At 61.0% G+C, this 20,205-nt stretch carries 16 protein-coding genes; 2 read left to right on the top strand and 14 right to left on the bottom strand.

The genetic code is table 11. From position 1 onward, the window contains the following. Positions 1 to 435 precede the first annotated feature (435 nt). The 12 genes from J1C49_RS15715 to J1C49_RS15660 form a co-directional block, all read right to left on the bottom strand. Entirely contained in the window at positions 436 to 1,689 is a 1,254-nt protein-coding gene (locus J1C49_RS15715) for a calcium-binding protein (RefSeq protein ID WP_227446790.1), read from the bottom strand. Between the two features lie 723 nt (positions 1,690 to 2,412). Beyond that, the gene (locus J1C49_RS15710; protein WP_227446789.1) at positions 2,413 to 3,798 is read right to left on the bottom strand and encodes a calcium-binding protein; all 1,386 of its coding nucleotides are present in this window, start codon (positions 3,796 to 3,798) and stop codon (positions 2,413 to 2,415) included. Positions 3,799 to 4,365: 567 nt separating this feature from the next. Continuing rightward, on the bottom strand, positions 4,366 to 5,682 hold the full coding sequence (locus J1C49_RS15705) for a calcium-binding protein (RefSeq protein WP_227446788.1): 1,317 nt from the start codon (positions 5,680 to 5,682) through the stop codon (positions 4,366 to 4,368). A gap of 253 nt (positions 5,683 to 5,935) precedes the next feature. Further along, entirely contained in the window at positions 5,936 to 6,925 is a 990-nt protein-coding gene (locus J1C49_RS15700; RefSeq protein WP_227446787.1) for an ABC transporter substrate-binding protein, read from the bottom strand. 45 nt (positions 6,926 to 6,970) lie between these two features. Then, complete coding sequence (locus tag J1C49_RS15695; RefSeq protein WP_227446786.1) at positions 6,971 to 7,816, bottom strand: ABC transporter permease; 846 nt, start codon at positions 7,814 to 7,816, stop codon at positions 6,971 to 6,973. A 79-nt stretch (positions 7,817 to 7,895) separates the two neighbouring features. Next, entirely contained in the window at positions 7,896 to 8,816 is a 921-nt protein-coding gene (locus tag J1C49_RS15690) for an ABC transporter permease (RefSeq protein WP_227446791.1), read from the bottom strand. A gap of 136 nt (positions 8,817 to 8,952) precedes the next feature. After that, the gene (locus tag J1C49_RS15685; RefSeq protein WP_227446785.1) at positions 8,953 to 9,168 is read right to left on the bottom strand and encodes a hypothetical protein; all 216 of its coding nucleotides are present in this window, start codon (positions 9,166 to 9,168) and stop codon (positions 8,953 to 8,955) included. Then, complete coding sequence (locus J1C49_RS15680; protein ID WP_227446784.1) at positions 9,165 to 9,929, bottom strand: ABC transporter ATP-binding protein; 765 nt, start codon at positions 9,927 to 9,929, stop codon at positions 9,165 to 9,167. The genes J1C49_RS15685 and J1C49_RS15680 overlap by 4 nt, the downstream gene beginning before the upstream one ends. A gap of 152 nt (positions 9,930 to 10,081) precedes the next feature. After that, positions 10,082 to 11,536, bottom strand: coding sequence for a dihydropyrimidinase (gene hydA, locus J1C49_RS15675; RefSeq protein ID WP_227446783.1), 1,455 nt, complete (start codon positions 11,534 to 11,536; stop codon positions 10,082 to 10,084). Further along, positions 11,533 to 11,754, bottom strand: coding sequence for a hypothetical protein (locus J1C49_RS15670; RefSeq protein WP_227446782.1), 222 nt, complete (start codon positions 11,752 to 11,754; stop codon positions 11,533 to 11,535). The genes hydA and J1C49_RS15670 overlap by 4 nt, the downstream gene beginning before the upstream one ends. Positions 11,755 to 11,795: 41 nt before the next feature. Next, positions 11,796 to 12,455 (bottom strand): hypothetical protein, encoded by a 660-nt coding sequence (locus J1C49_RS15665; RefSeq protein WP_227446781.1) that lies wholly within the window; start codon positions 12,453 to 12,455, stop codon positions 11,796 to 11,798. Beyond that, positions 12,452 to 13,702 carry a Zn-dependent hydrolase gene (locus tag J1C49_RS15660; protein ID WP_227446780.1) on the bottom strand — a complete coding sequence of 417 codons (1,251 nt, stop codon included), beginning with the start codon at positions 13,700 to 13,702 and terminating at the stop codon, positions 12,452 to 12,454. The genes J1C49_RS15665 and J1C49_RS15660 overlap by 4 nt, the downstream gene beginning before the upstream one ends. Before the next feature lie 180 nt (positions 13,703 to 13,882). Between J1C49_RS15660 and J1C49_RS15655 the strand changes: the two genes are divergently transcribed. Then, a complete protein-coding gene (locus tag J1C49_RS15655; protein WP_227446779.1) occupies positions 13,883 to 14,521 on the top strand; it encodes a TetR family transcriptional regulator C-terminal domain-containing protein in 639 nt (212 codons plus the stop codon). Between the two features lie 139 nt (positions 14,522 to 14,660). Here J1C49_RS15655 and preA read toward each other — a convergent pair whose 3' ends face one another. Together preA and J1C49_RS15645 are read right to left on the bottom strand one after the other, a co-directional pair. Next, a complete protein-coding gene (gene preA / locus J1C49_RS15650) occupies positions 14,661 to 15,965 on the bottom strand; it encodes an NAD-dependent dihydropyrimidine dehydrogenase subunit PreA (protein ID WP_227446778.1) in 1,305 nt (434 codons plus the stop codon). Positions 15,966 to 16,041: 76 nt separating this feature from the next. Further along, positions 16,042 to 17,379: an NAD(P)-dependent oxidoreductase gene (locus J1C49_RS15645; protein WP_227446777.1), complete on the bottom strand. Its 1,338-nt coding sequence runs from the start codon at positions 17,377 to 17,379 to the stop codon at positions 16,042 to 16,044. A gap of 889 nt (positions 17,380 to 18,268) precedes the next feature. On the opposite strand from J1C49_RS15645, the gene J1C49_RS15640 reads away from it, so the two are divergent. Continuing rightward, complete coding sequence (locus J1C49_RS15640) at positions 18,269 to 20,185, top strand: polysaccharide pyruvyl transferase family protein (RefSeq protein WP_227446776.1); 1,917 nt, start codon at positions 18,269 to 18,271, stop codon at positions 20,183 to 20,185. The last annotated feature ends 20 nt before the right edge of the window (positions 20,186 to 20,205 follow it).

Here is a 20,205-nt window from a genome sequence, read left to right as displayed (position 1 = left end):
AATCCAACGAGATGCGCCCTAACTTAACCGGCGCGCCCCGCCTTACCCTGTCTCTGAAGTGCCGAACCTTCCCGCCGCATCCCTGCGACCCGTCCAGTCCAGCGTCCCAACCGCGCCTCAGCGCCGCCGGTGAAGGGGGTTCTACGGTTACTTCCAAATACCCGCAAGTGCTTTTTTCAACGAAATACAACTTTTTGACAAAAAAGATGAATACCCTCATGAAATCAGGGGGTTAGACAGTCTTTTTTGCCGATCCATGGCTGTTAGCGCCATGTGCCTCGCAGGAACTGTACGCGCTTTACCCCGAATCCCATAGTGATTTTGCGCGTGACGTGCATATCAACTCAATCAAAGCGGGATATTTGCCTAAAAAATGAGCACGCCTCACGGATCGTCATGCGACTCGGTGCTCACAAGACGACTCGTCCCCAAGCCTCAGAGCAGGATCGTCATGTCTTCCGGGTCCAGTCTTGCGTACTCAAGCAGGATCCAACCCGATGAAACCCCATCAACACGACCCTCGCCCGTCACATCCAGCTCAATGACAGTAAACCGACCATCAAAGCCCGCAGTACTGAATGTGAGCTCGCCCGGTGTTCCGGTGAAATCATCGACCACCGTGAAGGCCTGTCCGCCCGGTTGCGTTGCATCCGCATCGATCCAACGCAGATCAATCACATCATCAGCGCTGAAATTCAAGATTTGGTCACCAGACTGGATCTGACTGATCCGGTGAAACACGAATACATCCGCGCCATCGCCTCCGATCAGAAGATCGTTTCCCGGGCCGCCCACCAGCGTGTCGTCCCCGTCGCCGCCCCAGAGCTGGTCGTCACCAAGACCACCCCAAAGCTTGTCGCGATTGGCGCCGCCCCACAGCGCGTCATTGCCGTCGAGACCGAACAACCGGTCCTGACCGCCCAAGCCCATGAGTACATCATGAGACGCATGCGCCCCATAGAGTGTGTCGTAAGAGACCGTGCCGCGCACCTTCTCGACAGAGGTTACGTCGACACTGCCTGTGGCATAGCTGATCGTCCCATTCTCCAGATTTGCGCTCAGCGGAGTGTAAAGCCCGCCAAAATACACAGTGTCGAACCCCTGCCCACCATCGACCGTGTCATTGCCCGGTCCCGGATCGAGCCCATCATCTCCGGCACCCCCCTCCAACAGGTCATTGCCCGGCCCTCCGAACAGAACGTCCGTGCTTATCCCACCCTCAAGCGTATCATCCCCAGCGTCACCAAACAGGACATCATACCCGTCCTCGCCGCGCAGCACGTCATTGCCGGGACCCATGCTGATCGTGTCATTGCCCGCGCCGCCATCGGCAATTTCGGAGCGCCACGACCCTGTGATCTGGTCGTTCCCCGCAGCAAGCGCAGCGGCGAACCCAAGATTGTTCGTCCATGGCACCTCGCTTGCGGTCATATCAATAGACAGCCCGGTCACGGTCAGGATCGTCTCCGCCTCCCACGGCGCCAGCGGTCCGTCATTGGCCAGATCCCATATCCAGTCGCCATCCTGATAGTCCTCGAAAAAGGACTGGCCCCAGGCAATGCCGCGATCATAGAGCGTGATGCTGTCCAGCATCCCATCGCGTGGCAGGCTCTCGGTGATATCGTCTATCCACCATGCGGTGCCCGCAGGGACCTCTCTTGACAACGCGTCCCCGCTCAAGCGGATCAACTGACCTTCAATCGGTCCCGATTGCGTCTGATATCAACGGGCATCCCGAGCGTCCTGCGGCCATTGACCCGGCTCAACGATCATTGAACCGGCCACAAATACCGGCTCAATCGCCCAACCCTGCCAACTCGTCCCCAATGCACCGGCACCGGTATAGGTGACCTCGACCATGACAATCCCTTCCCCAAACTTCGTGGGGTCGGCTTACAACCAAGCAGAAGGCAGAGACATTGATATAGCGCAATTGCATTCCGGAAACGCAATATAGCCAAAGGCACGGATCAAGACATATGTACGGCGCGCGGCAAGCGACCAGACCGGTAACGACATCTCCCGAGACAACGCATCGGTCGCAGCGTAGGATCCGGCGGCACCTTAACTGGCGGACGTGTGCGTCCTGACATTGAAGCAGACCACAACGCCCGCATAGCGAATCCTGAGCCGGGCGCAGCCGCGTGCGCCGGGCGCAGGTTTGGTCGGATAATACACGGTGCGGGTCATTGCAGATCTCTCCAGACTGGTCACACAAGCACCTCGTGCCAAATCATGGCACTTCCGCGGCAGAACCGGGACCACAATCGCGCGATCATGGACAGTTTTCATGTCTCGTGTCGATTGTCCGCCGATGCGAACCAATCAAAAGATGGGAAAGCCGAGATCGGTTTCAGGGCGGCGGCTCCGCCCCAAAACGCTCAAGCAGAAGCCCAAGGCATTTTCGTCCAGTCAGAGGATGAAATCGCCCGCGTCAGCGCCACCGACGATGTAGAGCTGCCCATCTGACGTGGCATCGCCGTTCACATCCATCGACGCGATGGTCACCGGGACGCCGCCAAAGACATAATCGGTCAAGATCAGCTCGCCCGCTGTTCCGCTGAAACTCCCGCTGACGACCGAGAACGCCTGATTGCCCGGCGTCGTGGTGTCGGCGTCCACCAGAAAGACATTTACGCGATCTCCCTCCGCGCTGTTGAAGTCGCGGAGCTCGTCCCGTTTGAACCGGCCGTTTCCAGTATCCGCAATGGAACGCAGCACAAATGTATCTGCGCCGGGCCCGCCGGTCAGGAAATCGGTGCCCGGTCCACCGTCAAGGAAGTCGTCCTGCGCACCGCCCAAAAGGCGGTCAACGCTGTCACCACCAAAAAGCCGGTCGTTGCCACCGCCGCCGATAATCGTGTCGCGCCCGTCCAGCCCGAAGATCGTGTCATTGCCGAGGCTGCCGTCGAGCCGGTTGCCATGGAGCTGCGTGCCGTAGATGACATCGTGTGACCCCGAGCCCACGGCATTCTCGAACCGGCTCAATACATCGGTCCCGCCAGCGCCGGTTGCGGTGCCATTCTCAAGGTTGACGCGCACGCCGGCAAAAAGACCGGTGTAAAGCACGGTGTCGAAACCGGTGCCGCCATCGAGCCGGTCATCGCCCGCTCCGCCCCGCACCGTATCCGTGCCGGAGCCTCCAAGGATCGTGTCCTCGTCCGAGCCGCCAAGCAGACGATCGATCCCGTCGCCGCCGCGAATGACATCGCGCCCTGCCCCGCCGGTCACGGTGTCATTGCCGCCACCCATGGTGAAATCGTCATGGCCGTCTCCGCCGTCGGCCACTTCGCTCAACACGGAGCCCGTGATGACATCGTTGCCATCGGACAAACCGGACAAGAGTGCGGCCTGAAAATCGGGGGCGGTCTGCAACCCGGCGGCATTGATGGACAGGCCGCTGACATCAAGCAATTCCACGCCCGGCCATGGCTGCGTCCAGCTTTGCGTCAGCGGATCAAAGGACAGGATCTGATTATTGGGATCATCGAAGGTCAAAAGGTCTTCGTAGCGATCATAAAGTCGAAAGCCGGTGATCGTGCCAGTGAACGGAACCGGCTGAGGATCGCCGAAGTTTCCGGCAATCGACAATGTAGGCCCGATCAGACGGATCAACTGATCCGCCCAAGGTCCAGAATCGAACACCAACAATTGAGCGTCCTGCACCGCGACGATATCAAACCCGATACCATTGAAAACGAGTGTTGGTGAGATACCCGGGTTCCAAGTGAACCCGGTCCATCCGTTCCAGCTGATACCGTCAACGGAACCCAACCCGGTATAGGTGACATTGGCCATGATAAATTCTCCAAAAATGCGCGCCAATTGGCCCCGTAAATGCGGGGGTCTCAGAGCTTGAATTTACCATGAAACAACGGCGATTTCACCGGTGGAATCCCATGCCGACAATGCGTGGCAATGCGTTGTCGGCCCAGCCGAGAATTAATCGCCGCGCGCATCATCCATTCCAAAGGGATTGTTCTCAGATTATCACATTGTCTACTGGAAACGCGTCGCGGTCAGTCCAAAGGCGCGGCCTCCAACCACTATCTGTATAGCCCAAGGCCCTGCTTTAACCCCGGCTCTGCGCCTTGAAGGGTCTAATGAGGCCCAGCCAGCGCCCGCAGAACAGTGCGCAGCTGTCAATGCGTTGATCGGGATTGATATCAAGGTGGCAGATATCGAACAGCGCGCGCTGAAGGGCGTCGGAACACGGAAGCCGTTCATCAACAAGAAAGCCGCCGTCGATCACAAAGACATGCGCGCCGGGAGCGCCAGAAAGACCCGCACCGCTGTCGCAGCCACCCGGCGGGTCTGTCCGGTTGCTGCCAAGTCTGTCCTGCCGTTTGAGCGTAAGGCCTCGGATTAAAGAATGAAGGATATCTCTGGCGTATCGAATGCCCCGAGCGACAGCGTGAAGATCGCCATATCGTGCGCGCCGTCACCATCACCGTCAAACAACGCGCGTTGGTAGAGCCGGCCGTCATTCATCTTCTCGTCGAGCACCAATTCGCCTGGCGTGTTCGTGAACGCCTCCACGATGACGAAAGCCTGATCGCCCGGGGTCGTCGGATCGGCGTCAATGGCCGAAACGTCAATGCGGTCATCGCTGCGACTGAAGCGGATGATCCGGTCGGCTTCCAGGAGGTTGGTGCCGCTGTCGTCAAGGCTTTGGTAGATGAACGTGTCTGCACCACCAACCACCCGGCTTTCGTAGCGATCCGCTCCGGGCCCGCCGATGAAGGTTACCGAGGCCGAGTTATCACCGAAAACGACATCGTTCCCCGCCCCTCCCCATATCGTGTCATTGCCGCCACCGGCTGAGATCGTGTCATCCCCGCCAAGCGCCTCGATGAAATCGTCGCCGCGCTGGCCCTTCAGGACATTATCGCCATCATTTCCGATGATGGTGTCGTTCCAGACCGAGCCCGTCACGTCCTCGATATTGGTGATCGTGTCGCGTCCGCGCGACGAGTCTGCATAGCCGTCGCGCAGCGATGTGACCGTTTCGCGCACGTCGGTGTCTCGCAGGTGGTACCACACAAGCCGATCCGTCCCAGAGCCGCCATCAATCGTGTCATCGCCTGCGCCACCAAGCAGGATGTCGGGTCCTGCTCCGCCCTCGATCAAATCGTCACCCGGGCCACCGAAGATCTTGGTCCTGCCGTCGCCGCCGGTGATGGTGTCGTTACCCGGCCCGCCGTAGCCATCAACGTCGTAGCCCAGCAGGATCATGTCATCCCCCCAGAACCCGTCGGCGCGCCGCGGTGCGGAAAAGCTGCTGTCAGCTGCGACTGCGGTGTAATCCACCGTATCGTCGCCCGATCCCCACCGCCACATCGTCGTCATGCGCTGCTCGGGTGTTTCGATGCTCAGCTCGTCGAGTGTCACGTCCAGACCGCGGACCGTGAGCAGGACCAACCCGTTCGCGTCCTCGTGATCGTAGCCGGTCAAGGTTCCGCTATCCGGAAAAGGGTCCCGATCCGTGCCGCCCGGATCTTCCGATAGATCGCTGCCGAAGTAGCGCAGCGTCAACGGATTGGCGGTTCCGGATGAAAAGACCGAGTCGTCGGTTTGGCTTGGTTCGTAGATGTCACCGAAACCGCCAAAAAAACTGGGCCTGTCCCAGATCGTCCAGTTCCAGCTGAATGCGCTGGTCGCCTCCAAGGTCACAACAGCCATAAGCACTATCCGATAGCGGTCTCAATAAATGTGCATTGCATCGCGTTGGTCCGGGCTTCCCAATAATGCTCGGACTCCAGCTCAATGACGAAAACGCTGCCACAGGTCCGCGTCATGGAAAGGTAAAAACCCGCGCCGATACTGGCGCGGGTTCTTTTGGGACAATCGGCTGCATGGATCAGGGCACACATGCCTTGCCGTGGGTCCCGCAGCGAACTGCAGTCAAGAGATGCGGTTGCCCCGCACCGTCACCTCAGTTCAGCGCGCCATCCGTTACCACCGACGTCCATGCGCCCTCCGGCGCCGCCGTGATCACGGGGTCCGACCCGCCGGCCAGCAGCGTTTCGACCGTCCGGGTGTAATCCGCCTCGTCCAGCGCTCCGTTCGAACCGGCCGTCAGTTTGGCGACTTCGCCCATCATCCGGATCTGATGCTCTTCGGTCTGGGCCCCGGTCTCGTCGAAATCGAGCACGATCATCGCCGCATCTTCAGGGTTTTCCTCAGCCCATTTCCATCCCTTCATGGACGCCCGCACAAAGCGCTGCATCTTGTCCACAAAAGCCGGGTCGTCGAGATTTTCTTCCAGCACGTAAAGACCGTCCTCCAGCGTGGCGACGCCCTGATCTTCGTATTTGAAGGTCACAAGCTCCTCGGGCGCGACACCGCTGTCAATCACCTGCCAATACTCGTTATAGGTCATGGTGGAGATGCAGTCGGCCTGACGCTGCAATAGCGGGTCCACATTGAAGCCCTGTTTGAGCACCTCGACAGACCCGTCCATCTTGCCATCAGTCTTGATGTCAAGCTGGCTCATCCAGCTCAGGAACGGGAATTCATTGCCAAAGAACCAGACACCCAAAGTGCGGTTGTCGAGATCCGCAGGCTCTGCAATGCCCACATCGCCCCAGCAGGTCAGCATCATGCCAGAGGATTTGAATGGCTGCGCGATGTTGACCAGCGGCAGACCGTTTTCACGCGCCGACAGCGCGGCAGGCATCCACTCGACCACCACGTCGGCCCCGCCCCCGGCGATGACCTGTGTGGGCGCGATGTCCGGACCCCCGGGCAGGATCGTCACATCGAGGTCTTCTTCCTCGAAATACCCGTTCTCAAGCGCCACGTAATATCCCGCAAACTGGGCCTGTGTGACCCATTTCAGCTGCAACGTCACCTCGTCCGCAGCAAGCGCTGGCGTGACAAATCCCAAGGCTGCGGCACCTGCCGCGATCAAACTCGTCTTCATGTGTTCTCACTTTCCATGTTGGTTCTTCGTTTCTATCCCCGGGCTCTATCGGCCCGTCTTGCGTTGCGACGCGTGCCAGAAGGTTGTCTTCTGCTCCAGCCACGCCACCAATCCGTAGGTCGCGGTTCCCGCCAGCGCCGAGACCACAATAGCCGACCATACCATGCCCAGATCAAGCTGCCCGATCGACGTCGAGATCCGAAACCCGAGTCCAACCGTCGGGGAGCCGAAAAACTCCGCAACAATTGCCCCCACAAGCGCCAGCGTCGTCGAGATCTTGAGCCCGTTGAAGATAAACGGCAAGGCCGCGGGCAAACGCAGCTTGCGCAAGGTCTGCCCCCAGCTCGATGCATAGGTGCGCATCAAGTCGCGCTGCATGGCGGATGTATCCTGAAGCCCCGCAACGGTGTTCACCAGCATCGGGAAATAGACCATGAGCACAACCACTGCCGCCTTTGATTGCCAGCCAAAACCGAACCACATCACGAGGATCGGCGCCGTGCCAACGATGGGCAGTGCGGCCATGAAATTGCCCAGCGGCAAAAGCCCTCGGCGCAGGTAGTTGTATCGATCGACCAAAAGCGCGGTCAGGAATGCCGCGCCGCAGCCGATCACATACCCCGAAAGCGCGCCCTTGAGGATGGTCTGGCTGAAATCGCGCCAGAGTGTCTCGGTATTGGCCGCAAAGGTCTGGGCGATATGGCTCGGGGGCGGAAGGATAACCTGCGGCACACCCAGCCCCCGGACAAGAAGCTCCCATACCAGCAACACCGTCAAACCGAAGATCAGCGGGATCGCGATTCGCACCGCGCGCCCGTCTCGGGTCGCCAGCGCGATATTGATGAAGGTGCCGAGCCCCCAGACCGCCAACGCTCCGATCACCTGGATCATCACTTAGCCTCCCGCCGCTCTGCGGGCCCGCAAGCGCCCCCGCCTCGCATCATCCAGCTTGCCCGACTCAGCCCTTCTCTCATGTGGCCATCCCCATGCGCCGCAAGACCCTGCGTTCCAACCAGCCCATCGCCCAGACCAGAAGCGCCGCCAGAGCCGCCGCCATCAGCAAGGCCGCCCAGATCTGCGCCGTCTGTCCATAATAGCTGCCTGCCAGCATCCGCGCGCCAAGACCGCCCTGCTGCACCGGAAGCTCTCCGACAATCGCACCGACAAGGCTCGCCGCTATGGCAATCTTCATTGAGGCAAAGAGATACGGCACCGACGCAGGCAGCCGCAGCTTGGACAGAACGGTTGCCTCAGGCGCATTGTAGGTGTGCATCAGATCCATCTGCATCGCATCCGGGCTTCGAAGGCCCTTCACCATGCCCACGACCACCGGGAAGAAGGACAGGTAGGCCGAGATGATCGCCTTGGGTAAAATCCCCTGAACGCCCACGCTGTAGAGCACGACAATGATCATCGGCGCGAGCGCAACGATTGGTATCGTCTGGCTCACGATGGCCCAAGGCATCACGGCGCGATCCATGACCCGGCTGTGCACGATCCCGATGGCAAGCGCGACTCCGAGCGCCGCGCCGATGACAAAGCCGAGTGCCGTGGCCTGCAACGTCACCAGCCCGTGATAGATCAACGACCGGTTCGACAATGTGCCGGAACGCACGATGCCCCGGCGCCCGTTCAGCTCCTCGTCGATGGTCGATTCGTAGAGCTCGACCACGACCTGGTGCGGTGCCGGCAGACGCGGGCGGTCCAGGGCCCAGCTTTCGCCCAGAGCGCCGGGATTGCGCGCCACCAGCGCCCAATTGCTCATGTCGCGCCGCTCCACGGCCGAGGGCGGGTTGACCTCAACCCCCGCCCGTTCGGCGCGTGTCAGCGTCTCTTGCACATTCATCGGCACAGCCGCCACGTACCACAGCGCCAGGAGACCAAGCACCATGACCAGAACGGGCGGAATGCGCGCGAATACCGACGCTCGGCCAGCGGAAATCTGCGTGCTTGCCACGCTCATGACGGTTCACGCCTTGCTGTCAAACATGCCCGGCTTGCGCAGCGTCGGGACCTGGCCACCTCGCTCATGCGCTGCGCCTCCAGAGCCAGAACGCGCCTAGCATGGCAAAGCCAAGCGCCAGAAACGCGTGCCACTGCATCATCATGCTGGCATCCGCACAGGCCGCATTGAAACCGGCCGCGCCACATCCATGCGCAGACCACTGCGCCAGGGCAAACGCGAAAATCAAACCGTGAAACCCGATCAGACCGGTCAAGACCATGGAGATCAGCGCTCTCATTCTTCATACCCCGCGCGCAGACCCTCGCGGACACGGTGTGCGATCTCAATAAACTCGGGCGTATCGCGAATATCGAGCGGCCGCTCGCGTGGCAGCGGGCTTTCGATCACATCCGTGATCCGGCCCGGACGCGGGCTCATCACTACGATCCGTGTGCTGAGGTAAACGGCCTCGGGGATCGAATGGGTCACAAAGCCAATGGTCTTCTCCGTTCGGGCCCAGAGCCTGAGCAGCTCCTCGTTGAGCCGGTCGCGCACGATCTCGTCAAGCGCGCCAAACGGTTCATCCATCAACAGGATATCCGCATCAAAGCTGAGCGCGCGGGCAATGGAGGCGCGCTGCTGCATGCCTCCCGAGAGCTGCCAGGGAAATTTGTTTTCGAAGCCTGAAAGCTCGACAAGTTCCAGCACCCGGGCGACGCGCTCATTCTGCTCGGCCTTCGAGAAGCCCATGATCTCAAGTGGCAAACGGATATTGCCGCCAATGGAGCGCCAGGGATACAGCCCGGCGGCCTGGAAGACATAGCCGTAGGCGCGCGCCTTGCGGGCCTCTTCCGCGCTCATGCCATTGACGCTCAGCGTGCCGCCTGTGGGTGTCTCCAACGCAGCGATGCACCGCAGGAACGTGGTCTTGCCGCAGCCCGACGGCCCGATGAAGGAGACAAAATCCCCCTCGCGAATATCGAGCGAGACATCTCGCAGCGCATGCACCGGCCCGTCATTGGTATGAAAGGTCAGATCAAGATTGGATGCGGAAATCACCGCCCGTCCCGTTGGTGCGGCGGTGTCCGGAGTCGAAGCTTGGCTTAAGGCAGCGCTTGTCACGTTTTCTTTCCCGTTCGATCGTATGGCGCACGCGCCATACAACCCTGTTTCATCGCTGTTCAACACGGTTTCGGGCGCGGCCCGCGACCTCAGACACCGCTCGCCGGGATGCCCGTGCGTTCCACCGGTCGTGGAGCGGTGAGCTCTTTCCACTGCGTCAGCGCCTTGTTGGTCGAGGTGTTGCCAGCGCGCTTGACGAACTGGCCATGGCCTTCGCGGCTCTGCATCTCGCCATCCATCACCGCCACATGCCCGCGCGTGAGCGTGTAGCGCGGCAGCCCTTTGACGGTCTTGCCCTCGAACACGTTGTAGTCAATGGCCGATACCTGTTTGTCGGCGGTAATCGTCTTGGATTTCTCCGGATCCCAGACGACAATATCCGCGTCCGATCCCGGCAGGATCGCGCCCTTTTTCGGATAACAATTCAGAACCTTGGCGATGTTTGTTGAGGTGACGGCCACAAATTCTTCGGGCGTCAGACGCCCCGTCGCCACACCGTTTGTCCACAGCATCGGCATACGGTCTTCCAGCCCCCCGGTGCCGTTGGGGATCTTGGTGAAATCGCCCACGCCATAGCGTTTCTGTTCGGTGGTAAATGCGCAATGATCCGTTGCCACCACCGAAAGCGAACCTGCCTGCAACCCGGCCCAGAGGCTGTCCTGATGCTTCTTGTTGCGGAACGGCGGTGACATCACGCGCCGCGCCGCGTGGTCCCAATCCTTGTTCATGTATTCGCTCTCATCCAGCGTCAGATGCTGGATCAGCGGCTCGCCCCAGACCCGCTTGCCGTTCTGGCGCGCGCGCCGGATCGCCTCATGCGCCTCCTCACAGGACACGTGCACGATATATAGCGGCACACCGGCCATATCCGCGATCATGATGGCACGGTTGGCGGCCTCGCCCTCGACCTGCGTGGGGCGCGAATAGGCATGCGCTTCCGGCCCGGTATTGCCTTCCGCCATCAGCTTGGCCTGAAGCTCGGCCACCACGTCGCCGTTTTCCGCATGCACCATGGCAATCGCGCCAAGCTCCCCCAGCCGATTGAACGACGCATACATCTCATCGTCATTGACCATGAGCGCGCCCTTGTAGGCCATGAAATGCTTGAACGTGTTGATGCCGCGGTCTTCCACGACGGTTTTCATCTCGTCGAAGACCTGCTCGCCCCACCACGTCACCGCCATGTGAAAGCTGTAGTCGCAATGCGCGCGCGTTGATTTGTTGTCCCACATCTGCAGCGCATCGAGCAGGCCCTGACCCGGCGAGGGCAGTGCAAAATCCACAACCATCGTGGTCCCGCCAGACAACGCGGCGCGCGTGCCGCTGTCGAAATCGTCGGTCGAATAAGTGCCCATGAACGGCATTTCGAGATGCGTGTGCGGGTCGATCCCGCCGGGCATGACATAGCAGCCCGTGGCATCCAGTTCCTTGTCACCGCTGAGGTTTTCGCCAATCTCCACGATCTTCTCACCCTCGACCAGCACATCGGCCTTGTAGGTGCGGTCATGGGTGACGATGGTGCCGTTCTTGATGACAGTGCTCATGGCGTGTCTCCCTTGTCTGATTTGTTCTTGGCGTATTTCGGGTCGACCCCTTGGAGCTTGGACAAGACCCATCCGATGCCCGCGCCGATCAGGACCGGACCCAGCAGGTATCCCGCCGCCGCACCGGCGCTGTCGAACGTGCCGCGCTGCGCGATGGCGGTAGCCCCGCCGACGATCACCGCACCGCCGAGCACGCAGACCCAACGCGGAAAACGCATCGAAAATCTGACTTCCCTGTCAGGGGCTTGCGGTGCTTTACTCATTTGGATGCCCCGACCAGCACGTCGCGCGCCGCATGTTTTGCCTTGGCCAGTTCGATGCGCTTCATCTCCAGATCAAGCTCCATCATCTGCTCTTCGATCTCGCGCCGTCCGCCGCTCATCATAAAGAGCAAAAACGATCCCAGACCAGAACCGAAGCCGCCTATGGCCGTGATCAAGCCGGTCAGCGCGGAGACCGTCTTGGTATCGATGACGATCGTCTCCTCGACCAGATCGTCCAGCACGAATTGCGCAAGCGAGACCGTATTCTCAAGAAAAGCCTGCGCCCTCGCCTGTCGCTCATCTGCATCAAGAATGGGGACCAGGCTCTTGATATCACTGAGGATATAGTATCCATCCGGAAAAAACGCCCGCTGTCCCTTCAACGCAATCTCGATCCGGATTGCGATCTGCTCTCGGTCCTCGACCGTCTCGGCCGCTGCGAGCGCCTGAATCTGTTCCTCGAATGCAACCCCGAGCAAGGACTGGTAGAACACCTGGTTTTCGATCTGTGCGCTGGAGAGGTCCTGCTGCAGACGGTCGATCTGTTGCTGCAAGGCCTGGTTCTTCATCCGCAAGTCATATGCGGCATAGCCCAGCAGGATCACGGCCAGGATCGCCAAGGCAGAGGCGATCCCGATCTTGGCGGCGCGGCTCACTCCACGATCTCCGCCGTCTCGACAACGGCATGAAGCAACACATCGGCGCCCGCCTTCGCCCAATCCTTTGTGATTTCTTCCGCTTCGTTGTGGCTCAGACCATCAACGCAGGGGCACATGATCATGGCCGTCGGCGCCACGCGGTTGATCCAGCACGCATCGTGCCCGGCACCCGAAATGATGTTACGATGGCTGTAGCCAAGCCGCTCTGCGGCAGAACGCACGGCCTCGACACACCCCTCGTCAAACGCCACGGGGTCGAACCCGCCAACTTTTTCAAAGGACACCTCAAGCCCCATCGCGTCCACGATGGCCTGCGCCTCCTTGCGCAAGCGCGCCTCCATGTCCTCGATAACGGATAGCGTCGGCGACCGGAAATCCACGGTGAACACCGCCTTGCCAGGGATCACGTTGCGCGAGTTCGGATAGACGTCGATATGGCCCGCCGCGCCTACGGCGTCGGGCGCATGGCTCAGCGCGATCTCCTCGACCTTTTCAAGGATGCGCGCCATGGCAAGACCCGCATTCTTGCGCATCGGCATCGGCGTCGAGCCGGTATGGCTGTCCTTGCCAAGCACCGTCACCTGGGTCCAGCTCAGCCCCTGCCCGTGGGTGACGACCCCGATATCGACGCCTTCGGCTTCGAGGATCGGCCCCTGCTCGATATGCAGTTCGAAAAACGCGTGCATCTTGCGCGCGCCCACCTCTTCGTCGCCGCGCCAGCCGATCCGCTGCAACTCATCGCCAAAGGATTTGCCTTCCGCATCGACCCGCGCATAGGCCCAGTCCTGCGTGTGAACGCCCGCAAAAACGCCAGACGAGAGCATCGCTGGGGCAAAGCGCGTGCCTTCCTCGTTGGTCCAGTTGGTCACGACTATCGGGTGCTTCGTCTTGATGCCGAGATCGTTGATCGTGCGGATCAGTTCCAGCCCGCCGAGCACGCCGAGCACGCCATCGTATTTCCCGCCCGTCGGCTGCGTGTCGAGATGGCTGCCCACATAGACCGGCAGCGCGTCCGGATCGGTGCCTTCACGCCGCGCGAACATGTTGCCCATCTGGTCCAGCCCCATGGTGCAGCCCGCCGCCTCGCACCAGCGCTGAAACAACGCCCGGCCCTCGCCATCCGCATCGGTCACGGTCTGGCGGTTGTTGCCACCTGCCACTCCCGGTCCGATCTGCGCCATCTCCATCAGGCTCGACCAGAGCCGGTCCGCATCGATCCTGAGATTTGCCGCTGGCTGCGTCATGTGCATCCCTTCCCACTGCGTCTCGGTGCTGTCACCATGGCCCGAGGGACGGTACAGCCCGGCGTCGTTTTCCGATTTGACCAATCGGTCAAATGAAGGCTACCACGGGCTTGCCGCCAGTCAAGAATAGCGCGGCGCAATTGTGCAAAAGTCCGAAAAATAAGCAGATCCGACCGGTTTATGGAAGAAAACACAGCACAGCCGCAATCCCTGGCGCCCAAACCGCCCCGGACCCGCATCCAGAAAGCGAAGCGTGAGGCCATTCTGGAGGCCGGTCTCGACGTGTTTTCGGAGGCTGGGTTTCGCGGCGCGACTCTGGACAGAATCGCTGCCGCGGCTGGCCTGTCAAAACCCAACCTCCTTTACTATTACCCCTCCAAGGAGGCGATCCACGACGCGTTGCTCCGCGATCTTCTGAGCACATGGCTCGACCCGCTGACCGCCATTGATCCCGATGGCAACCCGCTCGACGAGCTGCTCGGCTATGTGCAGCGCAAGCTCGCCATGGCCCGCGACTTCCCGCGCGAAAGCCGCCTGTTTGCAAACGAGATCATCCAGGGCGCGCCGCATATGCACGCCCATCTGCGCGACGGGCTCAAACCCCTCGTGGACCGCATGGCGCGGGTCATCGACCAATGGATCGCGGACGGCAAGATCGCGCCGGTGGACCCCGTGCACCTGATCTTTTCGGTCTGGGCGCTGACACAGCACTACGCCGATTTCGACGTGCAGGTCCGAACCGTACTGGGCGACGAAGACCCCTTCCCCGGGGCCGAGGCCCATCTCGAGACGTTGTTTCGCCGCCTGCTTACGCCCTGATCGTCCCCACACCCGTCAAGAAACCCACCCAAAACGCCAAACGGTCCAGCATGCTGGACCGCCTGATCGGTTTCTTTGGGCCGCAAATATCCCGGGGTGAATTGGCCCTGCGGGCCAAGAGGGGCAGCGCCCCTTCCCTTTACTCCGCCGCCTGGCTCGATGGATTGTTGGGGTGCATGGTCCAGTTATAGTAGTCATCCGAAACGGTTTTGCCGGTGCGTGGGTCCACCGCGCCCGCCTCCAGCCGTTCCATGGTGATGCACGCCTCCACCGGGCACACGTCGACGCAGAGATTGCACGCCACGCATTCCGCATCGATTACCTCGAACACCCGGTCGGCAGACATCGAGATTGCCTGGTGCGACGTGTCCTCGCAGGCCGCATAGCAGCGACCGCACTTGATGCAGGAGTCCTGATCGATGCGCGCCTTGGTGACGTAGTTGAGATTGAGATACTGCCAGTCGGTGACATTGGGCACCGCGCGCCCGACAAATTCAGCCGTTGACCCGTAGCCCTTCTCGTCCATCCATTGCGACAGGCCGCGCTTCATCTCCTCGACGATCTTGAACCCGTAGGTCATCGCAGCGGTGCAGACCTGCACATTCCCCGCGCCCAATGCCATGAATTCCGCAGCATCTCGCCAGGTGGTGATCCCGCCGATGCCGGAAATGGGCAGGCCCGCGCATTCCGGATCGCGCGCGATTTCGGCCACCATGTTCATGGCGATTGGCTTGACGGCCGGGCCGCAGTAACCGCCATGGCTCCCCTTGCCGTCGATCGACGGCTCCGGGCTGAAATTGTCGAGATTGACAGAGGTGATCGAACTGACCGTGTTGATCAACGACACCGCATCCGCCCCCCCGTTATGCGCGGCGCGGGCCGGGTAGCGGATATCGGTGATGTTGGGTGTCAGCTTCACGATCACGGGCCGGTCGTAATACTGTTTGCACCAGCGCGTGACCATTTCGATATATTCCGGCACCTGTCCCACGGCAGATCCCATCCCGCGTTCGGACATGCCATGCGGACACCCGAAATTGAGCTCGATCCCGTCGGCGTTGGTTTCGGCCACACGGGGCAGGATCGCCTTCCACGCCGCCTCCTCACACGGCACCATGATCGACGCGATCAGGGCGCGGTCCGGGTAATCGGCCTTCACGCGCGCCATCTCCTCAAGGTTGGTTTCCAGAGGCCGATCGGTGATGAGCTCGATATTGTTGATCCCCAGCACACGGCGATCCGCCCCGTAGACCACGCCGTAGCGCGGTCCGTTGACATTGACCACCGGTGGACCTTCGGCGCCAAGCGTCTTCCAGACGACACCGCCCCACCCGGCCTCGAAGGCCCGACGCACGTTGTATTCCTTGTCCGTTGGCGGCGCGGAGGCAAGCCAGAACGGGTTCGGGCTCTCGATGCCCACGAAATTGGTTTTCAGATCGGCCATGCAAGCCTCCCTTCCGGTCTGAGCGGGCCGAAGCCCGAGAGAGTTTTCGTCAACGCCAGAACCGTGCCGCGCAGGGTCACGCTCGGGCTCCGGTCAGCGTTGCGTGGATGTCTTCGGCGGCATCGCGCCCTTCCGCGACCGCGACAACGGTGAGGTCTTCGCCAGCCGTGCAATCGCCTCCGGCCCAGACCTTGTCATGCGAAGTGCGGCCGGCGCCCGTCGTGGCGATCTTTCCGCCCTCGACCGACAAGCCGCCATCAACGGTGAGTGTCTGACCGATCGCCCGCAGCACCTGGTCCGCCTTGAGCCGGACTGTTTCGCCGGTTCCGCTGACGCGGCCATCTTCGGACACAGCGGTGTATTCCAGCTCGATTTCGCGCACCGCGCCATTGCCGTGAATGGCCTTCGGCATGACATTGGCAAGGATGCGCACGCCTTTTGAGGCGGCGAGATCCTGTTCGTACCGGCTGGCCGGCATCTGGTCCTGCGGCCGGCGATAGGCGACCGTCACGGTTTCGGCCCCGAGCAGCTTGGATTGCACCGCCGCATCGATGGCGGTCATGCCGCCGCCGATCACCACCACGTCACGCCCGACCGGCAAGGCCGCGAGGTCCGGCGCCTGGCGCAGGGTCGCGATGAAGTCCACGGCGTCGGTGATGCCGTCCTTGTCCGCCCCGTCGATGCCCAGAGCGTTCACCCCGCCGAGACCGAGCCCAAGGAACACCGCATCATAGTCAGCGATCAGAGCGTCCAGCGTCACCGCGTCGCCCAGAGCACTGTCATGGCGGATCTCGATCCCTCCAATCTGCATCAGCCAGTCCACCTCGCGCTGCGCAAAATCCTCCGTTGTCTTGTACGCAGCGATGCCGAATTCATTGAGCCCGCCCGGTTTGCTTCGGGCCTCGTAAATCACAACATCCGTGCCGAGCATCGCGAGCCTGTGCGCACAAGCCAGCCCCGCCGGCCCGGCGCCGACAACCGCCACGCGCTTGCCGGTGGAGGGCGCACGGTCAAACGGATGCACGCCCGCCGCCATGACGCTGTCGGTGGCAAAGCGTTGCAGACGGCCGATCTCGACCGGTTTTCCCTCGGCGGCTTCGCGCACGCAGGCTTCTTCGCAAAGCGTTTCCGTCGGACAGACCCGCGCGCACATGCCCCCGAGGATATTCTGTTCGAGGATCGTGCGCGCCGAGGCCTGTGGCTGGCCGGTCGCGATCTGTCGGATGAAGAGCGGGATGTCGATCTCCGTCGGGCAAGCTGTGACGCACGGCGCATCGTGGCAGAAATAGCATCGATCCGCGGCCACTGCGGCTTCGTGCGCGTCCAAAGGTGCGTGCAGGTCCTCGAAATTCCGGCTCAACGCCTCACCGGCGAGCCGGCCCGAAACGATCCCGGGCGTCAATGGGCTGGTCATGGTCTCTCCCTGTCAGACGGTTCCTGATTGAGACTCACTGTGCCACGGTCAAAAATTTTATCAATTGGTAAAATATCGATACAGGCAAAATAGCCCGCGAGACGGCGATCGTTGCTTGCGTTTTGCGCAGACCTGCCGTGCAGCATGCGCATCGGCAACTTCCCGCCTGTACGTTTCTTCCCCCTGCCACGTCGGTCACTCTATCGCGCCCGAACATGACACCGGCCGTGTCGAATGCCACGACGGGCACGGGGCGCTTGAACACGGCGTGCCCACCGCGAGCCCGGCCGAAGCAATGGGCGATCCAGTGGACAGGCCCGCGCTTCTGGAAACGCTGCAAAAGCATTATCTTGAAAGAAAAATTGACCCCGCTTGCTCGTAACAAATCGAGAGATTGCGCCTCGCCGGGAGTCTGAGTGCGCGGTCGTTCCACTTCTGTGCGACCCTTGCGGAATCGCGCGCGAATTCCGTCCGCACGCATCGCCAGGCTGCCGTTACGGGAAGCTCTGGCAGCGGATGACAGCGCAAAGGCCCATCGTCCTGGCGCCAACCGACTGCATCAAAATGCGGCATCAGCCGGACTCTGTCACAATCCGAAGCCCCCCTGCGGCGCTTCTGACCGTGTCATGCCCTTGTGTTCCAAACGGGGTTCTCATAGTAACCGCACACGACGACAGGGGTGCTATCGGCGATCGTTCTTCGCGAAAGTCATGTTGATGTTAGCGCCCCAACAAATCGCGACCAGGCGCTGTAAATGAGGGTATCCCTGACCTATGGCGTCGTGCCGCGATATGCGATGAATAACTGGTGTGAAGAATTTGCAGGGTTGGTGTTATATTGGCATCTGCCGCACCGTGACAGGAATTGTACTTCGGAAGTCTGACCGATCATGCTCAAGACGTTGTTTTCAAGCCGCGCGCCCCAACAATCCAGCGATCCGAAACCCAAGGACCGTTATGCAGACGACCCCTTCGGTCGACTGGTGGTTGTGAGTTTCTACACACCCGGCGGATATTACGAAGAAAAGGCCAACGAACTGCGCGCGCAGTGCGACCAGTTTGGCCTTAACCATGACATCTCTGAAATCACGCTTGAGCCGAACGAAGATTGGGCCGACATCTGCCGCCGCAAGGTGCGCCATTACCGGGCAATGCTGCACAAGCACCAATGCGCGATCATGTGGCTCGACGTCGACAGCGTGTTGGCCAACGACATCGGAACCCTGCACCAAGGCCATTTTGACGTGGCCTTGTTCATGCGCAACTTCAAGTACCTGCCCCAGTACAACCCCGGTTCGTTGGCGCGCAGCTTCCACCCCGGCTACCTGTTGTTCCGTTACACGCCGCGCACGATCCAGTTTCTCGATGACTGCATGAAGGTCGATCAGACCCACGAAGGCAGCTTCACGGACGACTACATCCTTGAAGAGGCGTTCCGGACATCGGAAGCGCAGATGCGGCTTCTGGTCCTGTCTCCGGACGATATCGCCCGCCCCAACGAAGGGGAAAAACCTGATGCATTGTTCCGGCACGGCGACAGCGGCAATGTGAACGAATACAAGGGTAAAGTGCTCCAGCACACCCCGCGCATGCTCGAAGGCGAGAGCATCAAACGCGTGATCACCCAAGCCGTTGCCCTCGCTGCGAAGCGGGGCAAACGCGCCGAGGTGGTGACTTTGCTCGAAAGCATCATGCGCGCCGTACCCGACGATTTCGAGACCCACGTCAAATTGTTGACAATGCTCGAAAAGTCAGGCGACGAAGAGAAATTCCAGCGCCTGATCGACCGCGGGCTGGCCAACCCGGAACTTGCACCATTCACATTGCGGTTCCAGCTGCTCAAAGCGCTTGAGGCCCATGACTGGCCGCTTTCGGACGAACTCTACAAAAAGATCGAAGCGACTGGCCACGAACGGATGACGAACTTCTCGAAGTCGCGCATCTTCCGCTACTCGCTGGATCGCCGGGCCGAGGAAATGGGGATCGACCCCAAGAAGCGCACACCGCTGTTCTGGTGGGAAGAGCCCTATCCCGGCAATCTCGGGGACATCATCAACCCGTATATCGTCGAGAAGCTCACGGGTATCCCGCCCCGCTATGCCAAGAACGGCAAGGGCGTGTGTGCCATTGGCTCGATCATCAAGTTCGCGAAGGCCGGAACGCCGGTCTGGGGCTCGGGGTCGCCGCACAAGGACGATGTGCTCGATCCGCTTGCCGACTACCGCGCGGTGCGTGGACCGATCACCCGGGACCTTGTGCTCCGCAACGGCGGCACATGCCCCGAAGTCTACGGCGATGCGGCGTGGTTCCTCCCGATCATTTACAAGCCCGACCTGCCCAAGACGCACAAGACAGGCCTGATCCTGCACTACACCCATGAAGAGGCCGAGATGGAGGTTGGCGACGAAATCCGCCGCATCGACATCCGGCGGCTGGGCTATGACCAGATCGAGCAGTTCATGGACGAAATCCTGCAATGCGAGCGGATCATATCCACCTCGCTGCACGGGGTGATCATCGCGCAGGCATATGGTTTGCCCGCAGCGCTGGCACAGGCGGAGAACTCGGCCAAGCAGATCCACGGCGACGGAATCAAGTTCAACGACTATTTCGCCTCCGTCGGTCTGACCGGTCCGATCCCGCATTACGACGTGTGCCAGTCAGGCGTAAAGGACGAGACCTTGCCGGACGAGATCTTCCGTAAGGCGGCCAAGAACATCCCGCTTGTCCCGTTGCTTGAGGCCGCGCCCTTCGAGGCTTTGCCCGAGTATCACGAACGCGCGCGGGCTTTCGACCAGTCCGCCTGAGCCAACCGTCCCAGACAAGA

The organism is Cognatishimia sp. F0-27, assembly GCF_020667845.1.
GTDB lineage: Bacteria > Pseudomonadota > Alphaproteobacteria > Rhodobacterales > Rhodobacteraceae > JAFMPQ01.
The sequence above is the reverse complement of the archived record's forward strand: the minus strand, read 5'-3'. Positions and strand labels throughout refer to the sequence as shown.

Bases quoted from the DNA above. Each gene is read 5' to 3' on its own strand.
- J1C49_RS15695 (WP_227446786.1), bottom strand. From the start codon at position 7,816: ATGATCCAGGTGATCGGAGCGTTGGCGGTCTGGGGGCTCGGCACCTTC.
- J1C49_RS15640 (WP_227446776.1), top strand. From the start codon at position 18,269: ATGCTCAAGACGTTGTTTTCAAGCCGCGCGCCCCAACAATCCAGCGAT.
- J1C49_RS15655 (WP_227446779.1), top strand. From the start codon at position 13,883: ATGGAAGAAAACACAGCACAGCCGCAATCCCTGGCGCCCAAACCGCCC.
- J1C49_RS15700 (WP_227446787.1), bottom strand. From the start codon at position 6,925: ATGAAGACGAGTTTGATCGCGGCAGGTGCCGCAGCCTTGGGATTTGTC.
- J1C49_RS15690 (WP_227446791.1), bottom strand. From the start codon at position 8,816: ATGGTGCTTGGTCTCCTGGCGCTGTGGTACGTGGCGGCTGTGCCGATG.
- J1C49_RS15705 (WP_227446788.1), bottom strand. From the start codon at position 5,682: ATGGCTGTTGTGACCTTGGAGGCGACCAGCGCATTCAGCTGGAACTGG.
- J1C49_RS15670 (WP_227446782.1), bottom strand. From the start codon at position 11,754: ATGCGTTTTCCGCGTTGGGTCTGCGTGCTCGGCGGTGCGGTGATCGTC.
- preA (WP_227446778.1), bottom strand. From the start codon at position 15,965: ATGGCCGATCTGAAAACCAATTTCGTGGGCATCGAGAGCCCGAACCCG.
- hydA (WP_227446783.1), bottom strand. From the start codon at position 11,536: ATGAGCACTGTCATCAAGAACGGCACCATCGTCACCCATGACCGCACC.
- J1C49_RS15660 (WP_227446780.1), bottom strand. From the start codon at position 13,702: ATGACGCAGCCAGCGGCAAATCTCAGGATCGATGCGGACCGGCTCTGG.
- J1C49_RS15685 (WP_227446785.1), bottom strand. From the start codon at position 9,168: ATGAGAGCGCTGATCTCCATGGTCTTGACCGGTCTGATCGGGTTTCAC.
- J1C49_RS15710 (WP_227446789.1), bottom strand. From the start codon at position 3,798: ATGGCCAATGTCACCTATACCGGGTTGGGTTCCGTTGACGGTATCAGC.
- J1C49_RS15645 (WP_227446777.1), bottom strand. From the start codon at position 17,379: ATGACCAGCCCATTGACGCCCGGGATCGTTTCGGGCCGGCTCGCCGGT.